The following is a 17,349-nucleotide window of genomic DNA, read 5'->3' as shown; positions in this document are numbered from 1 at the left end:
ATATTGTAATTTTTCTACTTTTAGGAGGCATTACCATGACATTAACAGGTAAAGTAAAATGGTTTAACAGCGAAAAAGGTTTCGGTTTCATCGAAGTTGCAGACGGTAACGATGTATTCGTTCACTTCTCAGCTATCACTGGCGACGGCTTCAAGTCTCTTGACGAAGGTCAAGAAGTTAGCTTTGAAGTTGAAGAAGGTAACCGCGGACCTCAAGCTAAAAACGTTGTAAAGCTATAATTCAAACAATAAAAAGGTTGTTACCAGCAAGGTTAACAACCTTTTTAATATATAACTAAAATTTTTTACATAAAAGGAGTGGTTACATGTATCGCAATCGAAAGAACGATGTAGCAGAAGTACCACCAGAACAAACCCCTGTTTGGGAATGTGAATCAGAGGATTGTTTAGGATGGATGAGAAAGAACTTTTCATTTGAAGAAGAGCCTAAATGCCCTTTATGTAAAAGTAGCATGAAAAGCGGAGAACGTTTATTACCTAAATTAGGTTAATTTATAATAAAAAAAACCTCTTTTAATTAAGAGGTTTTTTTTATTATAAATTTATGTCCTCAACATCAGTTCGCACTATAGAATACAATAATGCATCGTGTTGCTTATTTCCTTGATGAATATATCCGCGCAATAGCCCTTCCTTTTGGAAGCCAATTTTAGATAACATTCTACAAGAAGTAACATTTTCAGGATATGTAATAGCTCCAATTCTAAACAAACCTAAATCTTTAAATCCATAATTAATAATTTCTCCAGCTGCTTCTGAAGCATAACCATTTCCCCAATAGCGAGGATGCAGATCATATCCAATCTCAGATCGTTTACTCCATAATTGTAAATTGTTTAGTCCAATTGTTCCTATTAAAACGTTCGTTTCTTTTAACACAATTCCCCATCGTATTGCCTTTTTCTCAAAGTAATTTTTTGAAAAAGATTCGATCATACGTGAAGCTTGTCCAAACTCCGTAAAAGAATTCATACCGTAATAACACGTCACTTCATCCAATGAAAAGATTTCATATATTTTTTGACAATAAGATTGTTCTATTTCAACTAAACGTAAGCGTTCTGTTTCTAATATAGGAAATGCCATAGGATCACTCCTTTCTCTCTACTCATTCATTATATCAGAAAAAATATGTATAATTAGTAAAGTCCTTATTGTTCCATAAGTCAAACATTTCTAATGGCGCATTCCCTCTTTATTCTATATACACGAATTGGATACCTTCTGATTGCGACTCAAACATGACACTATAATTTTCATAAATCAAATTTTAAATTATCAAGAACTGTAAAGAATTTGTTCCTTCATTTTTTCCTTCTAAACAACCACCCTAACCCATACATTTATGGTAAAATATAGTTAATCCATTTTGCGCTATGGAGGTGTAAAAATCTATGTATATATTCATCGGCTTATCCCTCTTACTCATATTACTTATTTTTTTATTCGCAAAAAAATTCACACCAAACTCATTCATGATGACTAGCTTTAAAGGTAATAGCTTTAGGACATTTTCAATCGGTATTTTAATCGCTGCCATACTCTCACTTTCATATGGAACTTATCATGCGGTAACATATCAACCTAGTTATTTAGATATTAAATTAAAAAATCAAAACTATACTGTTTTCGGTAATGTAGGCGAATTCGGTTATTTCTCCGAAGAATTATTAAAAAAAGATACAGAAGTACAACTATATTTTGTCTCTTGGAAAACAATACAGTTAAAAAATCCGGTAATACTTATAGAATATCCTTCAGGAAAACAAGAAACATGGAAGCCAAATATCATATCAATACCGGTAAATAAATTACAAGAAAAACATGATATAAAAGATATTTATCAACTATCACCGTATTCATTTAAAGAGTCTGGAGAAATAACATTAACATTAAAAGAAAACAATGTAAAAAACAATACAATTTCCATTCAAATAAAATAAATAAAAACTGTTCCTCCATTTTGCTGAAGGAACAGTTTTTATTTATTCTACAGTATTATTCATTTAATGTAGCCATTATTTCATTGGCTATATTCTTTCCATTTCCAATACACGCACCAATTCCGACACCATAATATGAGGCACCAGCTAAATATATATTTGGATAAAGATTCGTCATTTTTTCTTGCAATGCTTGAACCGCTTGATTATGTTCTAAATGATATTTCGGCATTAAATCTTTCCAATTTGTAACTTCGACTACTTCTGGTTCACCTTTAATTCCGAGACTCTTTTCAATATCATATAAAGCTACTCGTACTAATTCTTCTTCACTATAATTTTTGATTGTTTCATATACCGGATTGGTGCTCTTATAAAACATTCTTACTAATAATTTTTGTTTACCCGATGTATGTTTCCACTTTCGACTTGTCCATGTACAAGCATCACAATGTAAATCACTGTTTTCCGTTACAATAAACCCTGTGCCGTCAGCTGGTAGTTGTTCATCTAGTATGTCAAATCCTAAGTAAATACTTATAAGAGATGAGTTTTTAAATGTATTAAACTGCTCATTTAACTCATTAGACTGTAATAAAGTTTGTGCTATATCATGCGGAGCTGCTAAAACAACATAATCAGCTTGTATTGTTTCATGATTTACAAAAGAAATCTCATATCGATCTTCTTGTTTACTTACAGCCGTCGTTATAGCACCTTTTTTTACGACAGTTTCAGTGAGCACTTCTTCTAAGCGATTAATTATCGTAGATAGTCCACCTTTAAATGATACGAATTTTTTATTTCCTGCTGATTGAAATTGTTTTTTATTCTCTTCAAAACCTTTAATAATACTTCCATACTTATTTTTATAATCCAGTAAATACGGTAATGTAGATGCCATTGTAAGCTCATTCAATTTACCAGAATATACGCCTGAAAGTACAGGAGCAATTTGTCTTTCCACTAACTCTTTCCCTAAGAAACTTTCTAAAAATAGAGCAAGTGATGTATCTTTCGTAAACTCTTTATTTTTCGTTATGAAATCTTTTAAAGCTACGATTTTCCCTTTCGTTGAGACTAGCGTACTGCTAAACAAAGACTGGGCGCTCATCGGTATCCCAAATATAGTATCAGAAGGAATCGGATGTAACATGTTTTCAGAATATATGTAAGAAATACCCGTTTCATTATATACCATTTCATCTTCTAAATTTAAATCTTTTACAAGTGGCATAACATATTCATTACGAGCAACGATTGAATCCGCTCCTGACTCCATAATGAAATCCTTTTCTTCCACACTATGGATTTTACCACCTAAATACTCTTCTTTCTCAATAAGAATTAAATTTAAATCGATATTATAATCCTTTTTTAATTTTTCTAAATAAAACATAGTAGAAAGTCCCGTTATACCTCCACCGATAACAACAACTGTTTTCATATGTGCTGCGCTCCTAACCGATACAATTAATAATTCCTTTTTATTATAACCAAAAGTCCTTATATTCGACTAGCAAGTTGCGCATTCTGTAAGAAATTAGACAATATATTTGAATATATTTTCAAATTACCTAATAAAAAAGAACTATAACATTTACAAACCCCGTCATAGTTCTCTTTATTTTAAAAACATAAAGTAATTGATTAATTTGTCTAGTTCTTGACTCAATGCCAATACTTTTTCATGTTGAATTCCATAATCCGATACTAAATATAAAAGTTCTTCTTTTTTTATTTCAATTACTTTTTCCAATTTCGCTAGTTCCATGTCGTTTTACATCTCTCCAAAAATAAAATGTATGTATTTCAGTATAGCCTACTTACATAATTAGTAAAAGTAAAATACACATGTAAAATCTTACATATTTGAAAAAATAATATACTACTAACAAAAAAAGAAACTAGATTAAACATCCTTTTACAGATCATTAACGTTCATTAAGAATGAATAACATAACGGAATTTTTCTAATGTGATATCTTTATAATTTGGAGCTCTCTGTATATGATTAAAATAACTATATGAGAATTTAAATACATGACCAAAATCCCAATCGAATTCACTATAGTCTTTTATCCAAAATATATTTTCAGTTGGTAAAATATTTGCACGTTTAGATTGAATTAAAGGTAATCGATCTATAGGTGAGTGTAAAGTTATTTCCGTATTCAGCTTGAGCTTTTGGCTAGCTCTTAGTACGTATACTAGTTTTAACAGCGGACGTATCCCTCGTTGAAATATATCTATATGTCCTAAATCGTACATTATATTAATTGCGTGGGAGTATGTAAGCAAATGCCCAATTAAATCATGATGTGATTCCGCTCGATAAATACTATTAAATTTCGATAACTCATTTAAAATGAACTGAGATACTTGTGTTGGATTACTCAATTCACTTTGTATCTCCTCTTCAAAACTTAATTGTTTTACTTCTTTCGTCGTATAACCAATCCACGATCTACCTGGAATTGTTTTTCGAAATGATAAAATAAGAGTAGTAATCCCTTCAATTGCTTGATTATCACCCCATTTTTGTAGCTCTTTCATAGCTAATAAACTTAATGACGCATAAATGACGTTATGCCCCACCCAATGAAGCTCATCAATCGTTTGTTCTAAAGATTTTATAATCATATTTTCCGCAATTTTAAAATCTATTTCTTTTTTATCATCAATCATCTCACCAATTTTTTTCTTGTTCAGCATCATCCTTGTTTGCGAATACATATTACGAGCTGTTTCTTCATCAATATTATTATCTTTCATAAAAAAATAACTAGCAATTGCAGCTGCTCCAAAATGCGCATGCCAAATATCATTTGTTTCTTTTTTACATTGAGAAATAATTGAAAGGCCGCCTTTTAAAATACTTTTGTTTTCCATTTTCTTTCTCCTCTAGTTAAAATCACTATATTTTCATCCTAAAGATGGTGTCAGTACAAATAAAATGTGATTCGATTCATCACTTTTATTCAAAAATCGATGCTTCACATTTGGTGGAATACGTACAACATCGCCTTCTTCTAAAAAATATTCTTTTCCCTCCAATTCTACGTACACTTCCCCTTTCATAATAACAGCAATCTCTTCCTTATCTTCATGGGAATAATGACTTTCTGTTGTGTTTGCTTGTTTATTTAAATCCATCATTAACATTTCAATACGTGCTTTCATAAAATCAGGTGTTAATACATCATATACAATATGATCATTGTTTTCCCGATATACTTTTTTTCGATCTTTTTTCTTAGAAATGAGCGAATCTGTATCGATATCATTAATAAAAAGTGTAAATAGCGGTACATTTAATGCTTTTGCAATTAACTCCAAAACATTTAAAGAAGGATTAGCATGTCCTCTTTCAATTTGGCTAATTAGTGATGTACTAATCCCTGCATAATCAGCGAATTCACGAATTGTCATATTATTTTTCTTACGATAACTTAATACTGTTTGTCCAAGCCTATCATGTATCATAGTAAAACTTCCTTTCGTCCATCATAATGCATATTTCATTGTCTTTGTGCTGACATACTAAACAAAGGCAAATAATCCTTTCCTATTATCTCCGGGACTTATATACTTACTTTTGTACATTATATCGCATTAAGTTTATTATAATAAACATTCTATCGGAGGGACAAACTTTGAAATCACCTATTCTTTCATATTTCATCTTATTTTTTGGTGTATTCGCCTTATCAACTTCAGCAATTTTTGTAAAATTGGCAGATGCTCCTGCGACAATCATTGCTTTTTACCGATTATTCTTTGCCACACTGATCCTGTTACCGTTATTACTATTTAATAAAAATAGTCGAAATGAGCTAAAAACTTTAACGAAAAAACAATGGACATTCGGATTCACATCTGGGCTATTTTTAGCTGCACATTATGTACTATGGTTTGAATCATTACAATATACTTCTGTAGCAAGCTCTACAGTTATCGTAACGTTACAACCTTTGTTCTCAATGATTGGTGGTTATTTTTTATTTAAGGAGAGATTTACGAAAGGAGCGGTTATTGGTTGCCTCATCGCTATTTCAGGTAGTATCATCATTGGCTGGCAAGATTTCAAAATTAGTGGAGAAGCTTTATATGGAGATATTTTAGCATTTATCGCTGCCGGTATCATTACTGCTTATTTTTTCATTAGCCAACACGTTCGTAAAGATTTGTCACTTATACCCTATTCGGTAATTAGTTATGGAAGTAGTGCTGGCTTTCTTAGCATATTTGCTTTCATGCAACAAGAATCTTTCATCCATTACTCTACACAAACTTGGTTGTGCTTTATTGGATTAGCTTTCATTGCTACAATTTTAGGACAAACCATTTTTAATTGGTTATTAAAATGGATGAGTGCTACTGTAATTTCAATGAGTATTTTAGGTGAAACAATTGGCACTTGTATGCTAGCGTACTTTATATTACATGAGACTATTTCTTTACAACAAGGACTAGGAATTACTGTTATTTTTATTGGTTTAGTATTATTTTTATTACAGCCAAATTCTAATGAAAAAGCATGACAGTATACTGTCATGCTTTTAACTATTAATTATGTACAATTAAACCATTCGGTCTAAAACGACTCATCATAATTTCATTAATAAACTTTCCGTGAGCTTTCAAATTCCCTATCTTTACTCCCTCTTCTACAAATCCAAATTTTTCATATAAAGCTTTTGCTTTTGGATTCGTTTCTAACACACCTAGTTCTACTCTCTCTAACATTAACCAATTATCAGCCAGATCAAGCATCTTCATAAGAAGTGCTTTCCCAATTCCTTTATTATGATATTCACTGTCTACCCCAATGAATAAATCGCCTGAATGAGATCTTCGGCCCGGACTTTGTGTTAAACCTACAAATCCAACAACTTCTCCATCATATTCTGCAACAAATTCAAATTGATTTGGTGCTAAATTTCGAATTCTATTTTCCATAGCTTCTACACGCATGCTAGGTAAGAAAACCATATACGGTAAAACGTCATCCTGTATACATATACGATGAATTGCTCTAGCATCTTGTATTTCTACTGCTCTAACGTTGATCCCCATCTTTCTCTCCTCCGTATAAATAACAATATATTTGTTTGTGTGTATTCTAGAAACGTGTATGAATGACCTTCTCACTCGTATTTCTTTATGTCATTTTTACATAATTATTTTGATATAACACTTAATTTTCAAAAAGATTAACGACATAAATGGATTTGGTTAACTTTTCACCTTGTTATATAAATCAAGAAAATTTTCAATTGAAATACCATTTAGTTTCATGCCGACTATATCACAATTTTCTATTTCAATATTTTTCAGATTACTATTACTTATAGTGCTACCTTCCAAATCACATTTATCGAATACAATAGGTTCCTTCTCATCTCCGAGACTTGTATTTTTAAATTGCACTCCACCTAAAGTCACCAAATTAAATTTACTGCCAGAAAGATTTAAATCTGCATATGATGACCATCTAAAATTTATATTTCTAAACTTTGATTGACTTACATTACAATTACTCATATTCATATTCATTATATTGCTACCAACAAATGAACTGTTTTTTAAATTCACTTGATAATACTCTGTATTTGCTAAATTACAGTTTTCGTATTGACTATTTTTCATATCTTTATTTGTAACTACACTCTCTTTGTTTGAGCTTGTTTTTATTCTTTTCACGTAACAATACTCATCTTCCGATTCAAAAATCATTTGGTAGCCCATCTTTTTATAAAAGTGATGATTATTAATTTGTCTACTAGATGTTTCGAGATCCCAAATCTTTATGTTTGGATATTCCTTTTCTATTAATTTCATAACATGTGATCCAATTCCTTTTCCTTGATAAACAGGATCTACAAAAATACGATCAATTCGACCGTACGACTTACCAGAAATCGTAACTATTATCCCTCCAATTATTTCTTTATCCATTACAACTTTGAAAGAATCCAATTCTTCAATGGAATATTCCATCATTTCAACTGAAGAATACCCTGGCGGTTGAATGTTATAATCAATGACATCATCTTGGCCGTATAGCCATTGTTTTGCTTCTGCATCAAATGTTCTTTTCATTATTTCTGTTAATTTCTCAGCATCTAAAATTGTAGCTTTTTCTATAGATATTCTCTTCATTTTCGTTTTCCCCTTCATTATTACAAACCAACCATTTTTGTGAATGCCATAATTATCAATTCACTTTTGTTTTTAATGCTTTTCCCATTATTACATATGGAACATCATTTGTACTTGGATGAAATGGCTCCAATATATTTATCCAATCTAATCTTTCATATAACGAACGTGCTTTTTCATTGTTTATTTGTGTTGTTAAAACACTTGTTCTATTTGGAATCCCTTCTAGTAATTCATTATGTAATTTCGTTCCAAGACCTTCATTTTGATATTGTGGGTGGACTGCTAACTCTACAAATTCAAAACAATCTTGTAACCATTCGTCTACTTGCTCTAGATGTAACGCTTCTCTCATTAATTGATTATAGTACTGTCCCTCCATTGAGCGATAACCATAAGTAAAGCCAACTACTTCATTTTCATCATTTATTGCTACTATACCTTTAAAACCTGTATATTCTATATGCCTATTCATTCGCTCGATTATTTCATTGAAATTTATTTTCTCAAATACTTTACAATACAATTTTGCCATATCCCCAATTAAGATTTCATCTTTTTCAATGCTTACGAATTTCACTTTATCCCCCCCTGTTAAACATTTACATACTTAAAATTTTAAAAACAAAGAAAATTAATACTAATCACTCTCTTTACTATTAAACTACAAATCACCCTATATTTTCCACAATTACTTAGTATTAATGAATAAAAGAAGAGACCATGTAATATCAACATGGTCTCTTCTTTTATTCATTTTCAATTTTATTCCGCTATTTGCCGGGCAGTAAGACCCCCATCTCAAAATTCAGCGAAAGCAAAGAAGTTAGGTGGGGGTTGGGCTAATAATCAGCGGGGCTGACACCCCACTGATTAAAGTTTCACTTTATATAATTAAAAATTAGATATTACTTAAGCCAATCGTTGCAAGTGTTACTTAACTGCTGTAAATCTTCTATAAATTGACTCGCATCATATCCATCACAAACCGAATGATGTACTTGCAATGAAACTGGTAGCATAACCTTATTTCCTTCGTTAAAATATTTCCCACAAGTTATAATTGGCAATAGAAAATTTTCATCATTATTAATATTAAGATTAAATCCAGTAAAACTAGTCCAAGGTATGCTAGAAATCGGAAATACATTAGGAGGAATATTTTCTTTCGTGAAAAGACCATGAACACTAGCATAGCATCTCATATCGTCTTCATAATTTTTATAGAAAGTGCGGAAATCACTTGAATAATCCGTCCATATACTTGAAAAAGACTTATCATCTTTATGAAAGATTGTATAACTCGGTATCATTTCCTCCCAATAGCCTAAAACTCCTTCATCGTTAAAACATGTTCGAAATTTTTTATGATTATTTACTACTCTAGAAATTAAATATATAAAAACGGGATAAAATTTTATTCCCTTTTGATATACTTCCTCTAATAACATCGTGATATCAACATTAACAGTCATACTAAATGTACATTTCAACTTTAAATAATGCTCAAAATACTGCTCTCTATTCCAATCTTCTCTATCAATTACATGAAACTTCATTCTAATAGCCTCCTAAAATTTTCTTTTTATTTTAGAAGGCTATTTCCCTTGCTTTCACCATAATTGTTCACTCCTAACAGTTTACATTTCACCCTAATTATTTATTTAATTATATAACATATGTAAGAATCAATTCACATATTTCTTGAAATCCATCCACATACTATAGATAAATCAAATGAAATTTGGAGGATACATACATGAATAACAAAAATATGAATAAAAAAGAAAATGTTACTGAAAATACTACATCTATTCAAAATAATAATACTGCAAACCTTACTATTGAAGAACAAGCAATGAACGGCTTATACGGAATGCCCGAAACAACAATTGAAGATGCTGATCACGCTGCAGCTAATGATTTGACTTCAAAAAATTAATTAACTACATTGAAAAAAGCCAAGGAAAATACCCTTGGCTTTTTTCACTATGCATCCACCTTTTGTATTTCTTCACTCTTTCTTGAAAGTTTACCTGGCCAAAAAGCAAATCGGCCTAACACAACTGTAATTGCGGGTACAAGTAACGGTCTTACGATAAACGTATCTAGTAATACGCCAATTGCAGTTACAATACCAAATTGAACTAATACTTGAATTGGAAGTGTACCTAACACTGCAAAAGTTCCTGCTAAAATTAAACCTGCCGATGTAATAACACTACCTGTTTGTATTACACCATTTTTTACTGCATCCAAGTGATTTTGTGTCTTTCTGTTTTTCCATATTTCTGAAACCATAAAGATATTATAATCTTCACCTAAAGCAACTAAAAATACGAATGCGTACAACGGTATCGCACCTTGAATGGCCGGCGCTCCCATACCGTAATGAAGCAATATCCATCCTGCTCCTAACGCTGAGAAGAATGATAAAACGACAGTTACAATTAAATAAACCATCGCAACAACCGATCGTAAGTAGACAAGTAATAGTAAAGCGATAATGCTAATCATTACTGGAATAATTACTGATTCATCACGTTCAGTAATTTGCTTTGTATCATATAATGAAGCTGTTTCTCCACCAATCCACAATTGCTCTTCAGCATTACTAATCACAGCATCTTTTAATACTTTTTCTACATTACTTTTCAATTTAGGAATTTGATCTAACGCTTCAATTGAGTATGGATTTTCCGCTAAAGAAACTTCATACATTTGTATTTGCTTATTTTCTTTTCCCTCTTTTGGCTCTTTCACTGTATTTACGAAAGAAAATTTCTCTAGTTCTTGTTTAATAGGAAGCTCTTTTCCTTTCGTATCAACAACCACTTTTACTGGTGCTAGTTCACCAGCCGAGAAATGATCACTAATTAACGTAAACCCTTCGCGAGAAGGCATATCCTTTGGAAACGATTCTAATAAGTCATATGTGTATTGAATACGTGGTACGAACGAAGCCAATCCACCTAATACAAACACAGTTAGCATAATTATTGTCCAAGGTCTTCGTACTACTACATCTCCAAGTTTTTTACTAAAGGAGCCTTTTGATTTTTCAACTTTTACAGCCCTCTTTTTCTTTCTTGCAAACTCCTCATTCATTGAAGTTGTTCTCGGTATAAACGGGAAAAATGCAATCCTACCGAAAATTAATAATAGTGCTGGTAAAATCGTTAAAGCCGCGATTCCCATTATAAATACAGCAACACTAAATGGTACTGCAAATCGATGAAAGGCACCATAATGAGCAAGTAATAATGTCCCTAATCCAAGTACAACAGTTAACGCACTCATTATTATTGCACCGCCAGAAGCTTTAATCGCAAGTTGTAATGCTTTATATTTACTTTCTTCTTCTAACAAGTACTCTCTATATCTCGAAATTAAAAATAGACAATAGTCCGTTCCAGCACCAAACAATAATACTGTCATAATTGATATTGCTTGGGCATCTACTTTAATCCATCCATGATCAGCTAAAAAACCGAGTGTAGGACTAATGATACCATATGCAAAGCCAACAACAAGTATAGGTAAAATTGCTAAAATTGGCGAACGGTAAAGCAAAATTAATAGGACCAAGACTAATAATACAGTAGCCACTAACAATTTCACATCTGCTTGACTAAATAAACTAACTGCATCCGTTTGAATACCTACAGGTCCAGATAATCGAACATGTAAACCAGATTCACTTATTTTTTGTTTAAATGGATCTTCATCCACCTTACTATTCACTATTTTTCTAAACTCTTCAAGATTTCCTTTTAATATATCCGTACCAGCAGATTTATTAAAGAATACCGGTGTAACAAATGATGTACCATCTTTTGATGCACTTTTTGATAATACTTGCTCTGGAATTGTATCAAATGGCGGTAACGTTGATTGTTCTTTTAAAGGACTAGCTTTTAACTCTTTATAAACGTCTTGTATGAGTTTATAATCCTGTGACTGTAATCCACCATCTCTATACCATACTACTAACAACGGATTCCCTGCATTATTCGGAAACTCTTTTTTCATAAGCGCTTCCGCTTGCTGTGACATAGCTGTTTCAGGTAAATTTTTTGGATTCGGTTCTTTCGTACTGTTTACTTGTGGTAACGTAAATGAAAGTAATAATGTAATAAGAACCCATACCGATAAAGTGATCCATTGCGTATTTTTTCCTGCTACAAGCCTCCCTAACATATGTAACGGGTGCTTTTTCATAAAAACCCACCTTCCTTTTTTCCTTCATTATTAATTATATATACTGGTAGGTTAATTAATCAAGAATGATTGAAAATTATGTTATAATTATCTCAAGAATAAATGTCAGGAGCGAATGGATTTGGAACAAAAACAACGTCCTCTCGGAAGGCCACGGCAAAATAAAAATACAAAATCTACAAAAGAAACCATTTTAGAAGTGGCAACTCGCTTATTTCTTACACAAAATTATCAAGTCGTTTCTATGGGTGAAGTCGCAAAAGTTTGTGGTGTTACGAAAGCAACCGTCTACTATTACTATTCAACAAAAGCCGATTTATTTACCGCTACTATGACCCAAATGATGATACGTATACGAGAGAATATGTCTCAAATACTCTCTACAAACAAAACTTTAGAAGAAAGATTATTAGACTTCGCCAAAGTTTACTTACACGCAACGATGGATATTGATATGAAAAATTTTATGAAAGATGCTAAAATGTCGTTATCTGAAGAACAATTGAAGGAATTAAAAAATGCTGAAAATAATATGTATGAAGTGCTAGAAAAAGCACTCGATACTGCGATGCACATGGGAGAAATTCCGAAAGGAAACGCTAAATTTGTGGCTCATGCTTTCGTATCTTTATTATCAATTGGGAATTTTAAAGATGAAAATCACAATCCTATTCTGGCAAATATAGATGAATTAGCACAAGAAATCGTTTCTTTTTATTGGAATGGGTTAGGTCATTCATATTAAACTGATTTACTTTAATAAAAGAGCATGTTTAATTTTTTCAAACATGCTCTTTTATAATTTATTTATATACTAATAATCAGATTATACTTCAACGCCACTTAACAAAAAACTCCATTTTAACTTTACAAATTTTGAAGTTGAACATTTATATTCTCCTTACTTAATCCCCCATGGTAACAAACTACAGATTCAATATGTAAATTTAAATACTTCTTCAAAGACTGCTTTGCTTCCTTAATATTTATAGTTGTTGGGGCGTGAATTCCTCCTAACATCCCATTCACACTATACATAGAGTCTCCTGCAATAAGAATTTTGCTTTGTTTCAAATATAAACTAATATGACCCGGAGTATGCCCTGGAGTATGAAGAATTAGTATTCCACCGCAATACGGAAGTTCTTGCACGTCAATCACAGTATCACTCACTTTTCCTTTTGGGCGGTTCTCTACATTTCCGTCCTTCAATAAAGGTAAATCCCCCTCGATATATGGCTTATCTAGTTCGTGCGCATAAACTTTAATATTACTTCGACAGCGCTGCAACAACTCCGGAAGACTACCTATATGATCAATATCCTGATGCGTCAAAATCACGACTTTTAACTTATCAAATGATACCCCAACCTTTTCCATCTCTACTTGTATATCTTCAATTTGTCCTGGGAAACCCGTATCTATTAATACTGCCATTTCATCATCCCATAAAAGAATTGGATGAATAACAAATTCTTGAAATTCAAGTTGTAACATTTCTACTCCTTTAGCAATCTCCATACAGCCATTCTCCTTTATGTTGAAGTTTGAAAATATGTACAAGTAAACTGAAAATATAAAGTGAAACTTTAATCCGTGGGGTTTTACTACCCGACAAATAGCAAGATAAAGCACCTCTATCTTATAATATGTTTTGTCATCCCAATAGAGAATGCTTCAAAACCTATAGATTCATAGTAAGATTGCAATTTTTCTACACACATAAGTTGTGGAATAACCTTGTTTTGTTCACAGTGCTGGATTAATCGTTTCACTATTTCTTTTCCGATGCCACTAGACTGATATTTTGGCAATACACCAACTCCACAAATAATACCTGTTATGACTCCATCTGATATGACACGCCCCATCCCTACTAACCTCTTATCATCAAAAACATAAATTGCATACCAACTTTGCTTACACATTCGTTCTAACTCGTTAACCGTTAATTTAAGAGAATTCCATCCTAAAGATTCGTATAAGGATAATAATCCATTAAAATCTGTAGGGTGTTCACTTGTGTAGCGTATACTATTTTCCATGTAAACACTCCCTATTCTCTGGCTTGTTTATATTTCATAAAATTCCCTTTACACAAATGTAATCGATGTAAAAATAACTAGAACAAACTTCAATAAGAAAGATAGAATTCCTTCTCAATATAAAATAAAAAGAAGTTACCTCACTTAAGATAACTTCTTTTATATAAGACTCTCATTATATTATCAACCAAAAAATATACAACTGCATACGATTAGCACAAACAAAACTAATAACCCATTTGAGAAATAACCCATTGAATACTACCCCTTTATTAAATTATGTAAAAGATTTTATCATAAAATGATTTACAACTTAATAACTGAAAAAGACATTGTATTCATTAGTTACGTATATTTAGTAATATTTTAATTTCCAGTCATATTCTCCTTATCTAAAAACACTTCTCATAATCCTATACTTAAATTCTTATAATCTCAAAACAATAAATAAAGAAGACCTCGACATATCGATGTTTTCCTTTCAACTATGCTAATTGCTAACTCACGTTTTTTTATTAAATAGATACAAATCTTTCACAAACAGGGCATATAAGAAAAGCATTCCCTACTGCATAAATATATAATCTGAACATTAACACATTTCCTTTATATTCTTTAAATCTCATCTTCAGTTATTTTAATAGCTTTCTTATTCAAAAATAGATTTTTAAAAATTCCTACTCCCACAATTAATAAACCTATACCAACTAATTTATTTACTTGTAATGGAATACTCTCCATTCCAAATAATCCAAATGTATCAATGCATAACGCAACGACCAATTGAGTAATAAGACTAATTAGCACCGTATATGCTGGACCTAGACTCTTTATTGCACCCATTATACAAATAATTAACCCGATACCAAACAGTCCACTTACATAAAACAAATAATTTGCAGTATACACTTTAATGTTAATACTGTTTTCTGTAATGATATAAAATAGAATAGAACTAATGAGACCTATTCCAAGGACACATGTAGTCGTTAACCACTGTCCTACATTTTCATTTACTTTTGCATTAAAAACAGATTGTACGCTAATTAATATTCCTGCTAATATAGCTAAACTAAATCCAATCAAAATCTTCCTCTCCCTTTCATTGCTCATATATATTATCTTTAGCGACTTCCTTCATTCTAGAAAAATCTTTAATTACAATAACTCCATTACTCTTTTCAATTAGCTTTTCATTATAAAATCTTTGTAATACCCGAATTACGTGCCTATAACTTACCCCTATAAAATCTGCAATACTCGTTACTGAAGTTGCATCCAAATCCCCTTTATACATATTCCCGTTACTATCTGTTGAAATTGAAAGCAAATAACTAGCTACACGTACTTCTACAGGATAAAGTAAATTAAGAGCAGTAAAACGAGTCGATATTTTTAACGTGTTCGCAATGTTTTCAAGCAAGAACTTTATAAATATAGGATCATGTAATAACTTGTTTCTAATAACCGTATTAGAAATAGAGATTGCTACAACATCTGAACAAGCCTCAACGACATTATGTGCTTTGCTATTTTGAATTAGTTCAATATCACCAACAATGGCCAATGGATTGATAAAGCGAAGAATTAGTTTCTTCCCTTCAGGTGTAATCGTATAAACTTTTACTTTACCTTTAACAACAAAATATAAACGATCCATTTCGTCATCTATATTGCAAATGAGCTCGCCTTTTTCAAAGTGATTTAATTGAAAATAAGCTGTATCTATTTCTGAAAAAACCTCGAGCGTTTTATTGGTTTTCAAATAATGCGTAATTAAACCTGATCTATCCTCCATATTCATTTCTCCTTTCATTTACATATTAAATACAACAATACCTATAATCATTATTATTGTTCCCACAATATGATATCTCTCCATCTGTATCTTTTTCATTTGAAATAATCCTTTCATCTCAATAAAAGTTGCTGTTAATAATTGAGCAACCATAAGTGTTCCCGCTGTTACTGTAACTCCCATTGCATGTATCGCTACTGTTTCTGCACAAATGATTAACCCACCAAGTGCACCAGCTACTAAATATATTTTTTTCACACTCTTTAAATCCGTTATTTTCTCTTCTTTCTTTAACAAAAATACAGTTGTTGCAATAATGAATCCAATTAAATGGGTTATAATACTCGTCGACCATATACCGATATGTGAACTAAGTTTCGCATTAAAGGTTCCTTGAAGTGTTATAAATATCCCCGCAAAAATAGCAAATATAATACCTTTCAAAAAATCATCTCCTCCTCCTTTATTTCTGACTTAATTAAAAACCATCATCCTATAATGGCAAAAGGACAAATGTCACATCACTATGAAAATAACTTGGAATGAACAAAAAAACACACCTCAAAAATGCGAGATGTGTTTTTTATTATTTATATATAATGTTTTATAAATGAAAATTACGCTACATTAAAAGATTTCTTTTTCATAACAAACTTTGCAAATAAGAAACGTACAAGCGGTCCCATAATAATTAATTGTAATGGATATGCCATTATGAAATTTTTAATAAAAATCGTAAAATAAATGGAAACAAATGAATCTCCTTGTAGTCCATCATGTAAATACATCATAGCCATACCGAAAAATGACATAAAGAACACCATTCCAATTACCATAGTTGTCGCCATTGCAACGATAATATTTATTTTTTTAGATTTATCAAATGGCAATATGAATACAATTTTTTTCGCACAAGGTCCAACGATACATATTTCAATTAATAGTGCAATAATAAAGCCAATTAATAGTTCTAATGCAATCTCTTTAATATAAATTGGTCCTCCTGTTTCATTCATTAGTAAATTGTAAAACGTCATTACGATAACCATCCCAAGGCACATCATCATGCCAAATTGGAGGTTTTCCTTTCTTGTTGTTGGCAAATTTCATCATCCTTTCTCTTTGAGTCTTTGTCATTATATCGACATTGGAAACCC

General features: G+C 31.4%; 22 protein-coding genes. 6 read left to right on the top strand and 16 right to left on the bottom strand.

Going from position 1 to position 17,349, the window contains the following annotated elements:
- The first annotated feature begins 35 nt into the window (after positions 1-35).
- On the top strand, positions 36-239 hold the full coding sequence (gene cspD / locus NST27_RS11510; protein ID WP_000176366.1) for a cold-shock protein CspD: 204 nt from the start codon (positions 36-38) through the stop codon (positions 237-239).
- Between the two features lie 86 nt (positions 240-325).
- A complete protein-coding gene (locus tag NST27_RS11505; protein WP_000286203.1) occupies positions 326-511 on the top strand; it encodes a cold-shock protein in 186 nt (61 codons plus the stop codon).
- 43 nt (positions 512-554) lie between these two features.
- On the opposite strand, the gene NST27_RS11500 is transcribed toward NST27_RS11505, so the two are convergent.
- Positions 555-1,106, bottom strand: a complete 552-nt coding sequence (locus NST27_RS11500; protein ID WP_000885392.1) for a GNAT family N-acetyltransferase — start codon at positions 1,104-1,106, stop codon at positions 555-557.
- Between the two features lie 308 nt (positions 1,107-1,414).
- Between NST27_RS11500 and NST27_RS11495 the strand changes: the two genes are divergently transcribed.
- Positions 1,415-1,963: a hypothetical protein gene (locus tag NST27_RS11495; protein WP_000275249.1), complete on the top strand. Its 549-nt coding sequence runs from the start codon at positions 1,415-1,417 to the stop codon at positions 1,961-1,963.
- Between the two features lie 55 nt (positions 1,964-2,018).
- On the opposite strand, the gene NST27_RS11490 is transcribed toward NST27_RS11495, so the two are convergent.
- The 4 genes from NST27_RS11490 to NST27_RS11475 form a co-directional block, all read right to left on the bottom strand.
- Positions 2,019-3,410, bottom strand: coding sequence for a protoporphyrinogen oxidase (locus NST27_RS11490; RefSeq protein ID WP_000860361.1), 1,392 nt, complete (start codon positions 3,408-3,410; stop codon positions 2,019-2,021).
- A 177-nt stretch (positions 3,411-3,587) separates the two neighbouring features.
- Positions 3,588-3,737, bottom strand: a complete 150-nt coding sequence (locus NST27_RS11485; protein ID WP_000417698.1) for an aspartyl-phosphate phosphatase Spo0E family protein — start codon at positions 3,735-3,737, stop codon at positions 3,588-3,590.
- 170 nt (positions 3,738-3,907) lie between these two features.
- Positions 3,908-4,855 carry a hypothetical protein gene (locus tag NST27_RS11480; RefSeq protein WP_000428899.1) on the bottom strand — a complete coding sequence of 316 codons (948 nt, stop codon included), beginning with the start codon at positions 4,853-4,855 and terminating at the stop codon, positions 3,908-3,910.
- Between the two features lie 33 nt (positions 4,856-4,888).
- Positions 4,889-5,449, bottom strand: coding sequence for a helix-turn-helix domain-containing protein (locus NST27_RS11475; RefSeq protein WP_000581029.1), 561 nt, complete (start codon positions 5,447-5,449; stop codon positions 4,889-4,891).
- A 170-nt stretch (positions 5,450-5,619) separates the two neighbouring features.
- Between NST27_RS11475 and NST27_RS11470 the strand changes: the two genes are divergently transcribed.
- Positions 5,620-6,507, top strand: a complete 888-nt coding sequence (locus NST27_RS11470; protein ID WP_000841812.1) for a DMT family transporter — start codon at positions 5,620-5,622, stop codon at positions 6,505-6,507.
- Between the two features lie 25 nt (positions 6,508-6,532).
- Here the strand turns inward: NST27_RS11470 and NST27_RS11465 are convergent, their stop codons facing one another.
- The 4 genes from NST27_RS11465 to catA all read right to left on the bottom strand — a co-directional run bounded on the left by NST27_RS11465 (position 6,533) and on the right by catA (position 9,687).
- Positions 6,533-7,042, bottom strand: a complete 510-nt coding sequence (locus NST27_RS11465; protein ID WP_000512616.1) for a GNAT family N-acetyltransferase — start codon at positions 7,040-7,042, stop codon at positions 6,533-6,535.
- A 159-nt stretch (positions 7,043-7,201) separates the two neighbouring features.
- Positions 7,202-8,146 (bottom strand): GNAT family N-acetyltransferase, encoded by a 945-nt coding sequence (locus tag NST27_RS11460; RefSeq protein WP_001987418.1) that lies wholly within the window; start codon positions 8,144-8,146, stop codon positions 7,202-7,204.
- Between the two features lie 37 nt (positions 8,147-8,183).
- Entirely contained in the window at positions 8,184-8,708 is a 525-nt protein-coding gene (locus NST27_RS11455; protein ID WP_000673964.1) for a GNAT family N-acetyltransferase, read from the bottom strand.
- 328 nt (positions 8,709-9,036) lie between these two features.
- On the bottom strand, positions 9,037-9,687 hold the full coding sequence (catA, locus tag NST27_RS11450) for a type A chloramphenicol O-acetyltransferase (protein ID WP_000668532.1): 651 nt from the start codon (positions 9,685-9,687) through the stop codon (positions 9,037-9,039).
- A 200-nt stretch (positions 9,688-9,887) separates the two neighbouring features.
- Here catA and NST27_RS11445 point away from each other — a divergent pair, with 200 nt between their 5' ends.
- Positions 9,888-10,070 (top strand): DUF4021 domain-containing protein, encoded by a 183-nt coding sequence (locus NST27_RS11445; RefSeq protein WP_001060659.1) that lies wholly within the window; start codon positions 9,888-9,890, stop codon positions 10,068-10,070.
- A 47-nt stretch (positions 10,071-10,117) separates the two neighbouring features.
- On the opposite strand, the gene NST27_RS11440 is transcribed toward NST27_RS11445, so the two are convergent.
- A complete protein-coding gene (locus tag NST27_RS11440) occupies positions 10,118-12,349 on the bottom strand; it encodes an MMPL family transporter (RefSeq protein WP_000716580.1) in 2,232 nt (743 codons plus the stop codon).
- A gap of 121 nt (positions 12,350-12,470) precedes the next feature.
- Between NST27_RS11440 and NST27_RS11435 the strand changes: the two genes are divergently transcribed.
- A complete protein-coding gene (locus NST27_RS11435; protein WP_000436044.1) occupies positions 12,471-13,094 on the top strand; it encodes a TetR/AcrR family transcriptional regulator in 624 nt (207 codons plus the stop codon).
- Positions 13,095-13,216: 122 nt separating this feature from the next.
- Here the strand turns inward: NST27_RS11435 and NST27_RS11430 are convergent, their stop codons facing one another.
- From NST27_RS11430 to NST27_RS11405, 6 genes are all read right to left on the bottom strand, one after another.
- Positions 13,217-13,870, bottom strand: coding sequence for an MBL fold metallo-hydrolase (locus NST27_RS11430; RefSeq protein ID WP_000401503.1), 654 nt, complete (start codon positions 13,868-13,870; stop codon positions 13,217-13,219).
- 116 nt (positions 13,871-13,986) lie between these two features.
- Positions 13,987-14,394 (bottom strand): GNAT family N-acetyltransferase, encoded by a 408-nt coding sequence (locus NST27_RS11425; RefSeq protein WP_000431735.1) that lies wholly within the window; start codon positions 14,392-14,394, stop codon positions 13,987-13,989.
- A gap of 615 nt (positions 14,395-15,009) precedes the next feature.
- Positions 15,010-15,480 (bottom strand): DMT family transporter, encoded by a 471-nt coding sequence (locus NST27_RS11420; protein ID WP_000579022.1) that lies wholly within the window; start codon positions 15,478-15,480, stop codon positions 15,010-15,012.
- Positions 15,481-15,496: 16 nt separating this feature from the next.
- Entirely contained in the window at positions 15,497-16,192 is a 696-nt protein-coding gene (locus NST27_RS11415; RefSeq protein WP_000390202.1) for a Crp/Fnr family transcriptional regulator, read from the bottom strand.
- Between the two features lie 18 nt (positions 16,193-16,210).
- Positions 16,211-16,636 (bottom strand): DMT family transporter, encoded by a 426-nt coding sequence (locus NST27_RS11410; RefSeq protein ID WP_000676010.1) that lies wholly within the window; start codon positions 16,634-16,636, stop codon positions 16,211-16,213.
- Positions 16,637-16,809: 173 nt separating this feature from the next.
- On the bottom strand, positions 16,810-17,295 hold the full coding sequence (locus tag NST27_RS11405) for a hypothetical protein (RefSeq protein ID WP_001987380.1): 486 nt from the start codon (positions 17,293-17,295) through the stop codon (positions 16,810-16,812).
- Positions 17,296-17,349 lie beyond the last annotated feature (54 nt).

Origin of the sequence: Bacillus sp. FSL W8-0770, assembly GCF_038008705.1 — a bacterium.
In the GTDB taxonomy this organism is placed as follows: domain Bacteria; phylum Bacillota; class Bacilli; order Bacillales; family Bacillaceae_G; genus Bacillus_A; species Bacillus_A cereus.
The sequence above is the reverse complement of the archived record's forward strand: the minus strand, read 5'-3'. Positions and strand labels throughout refer to the sequence as shown.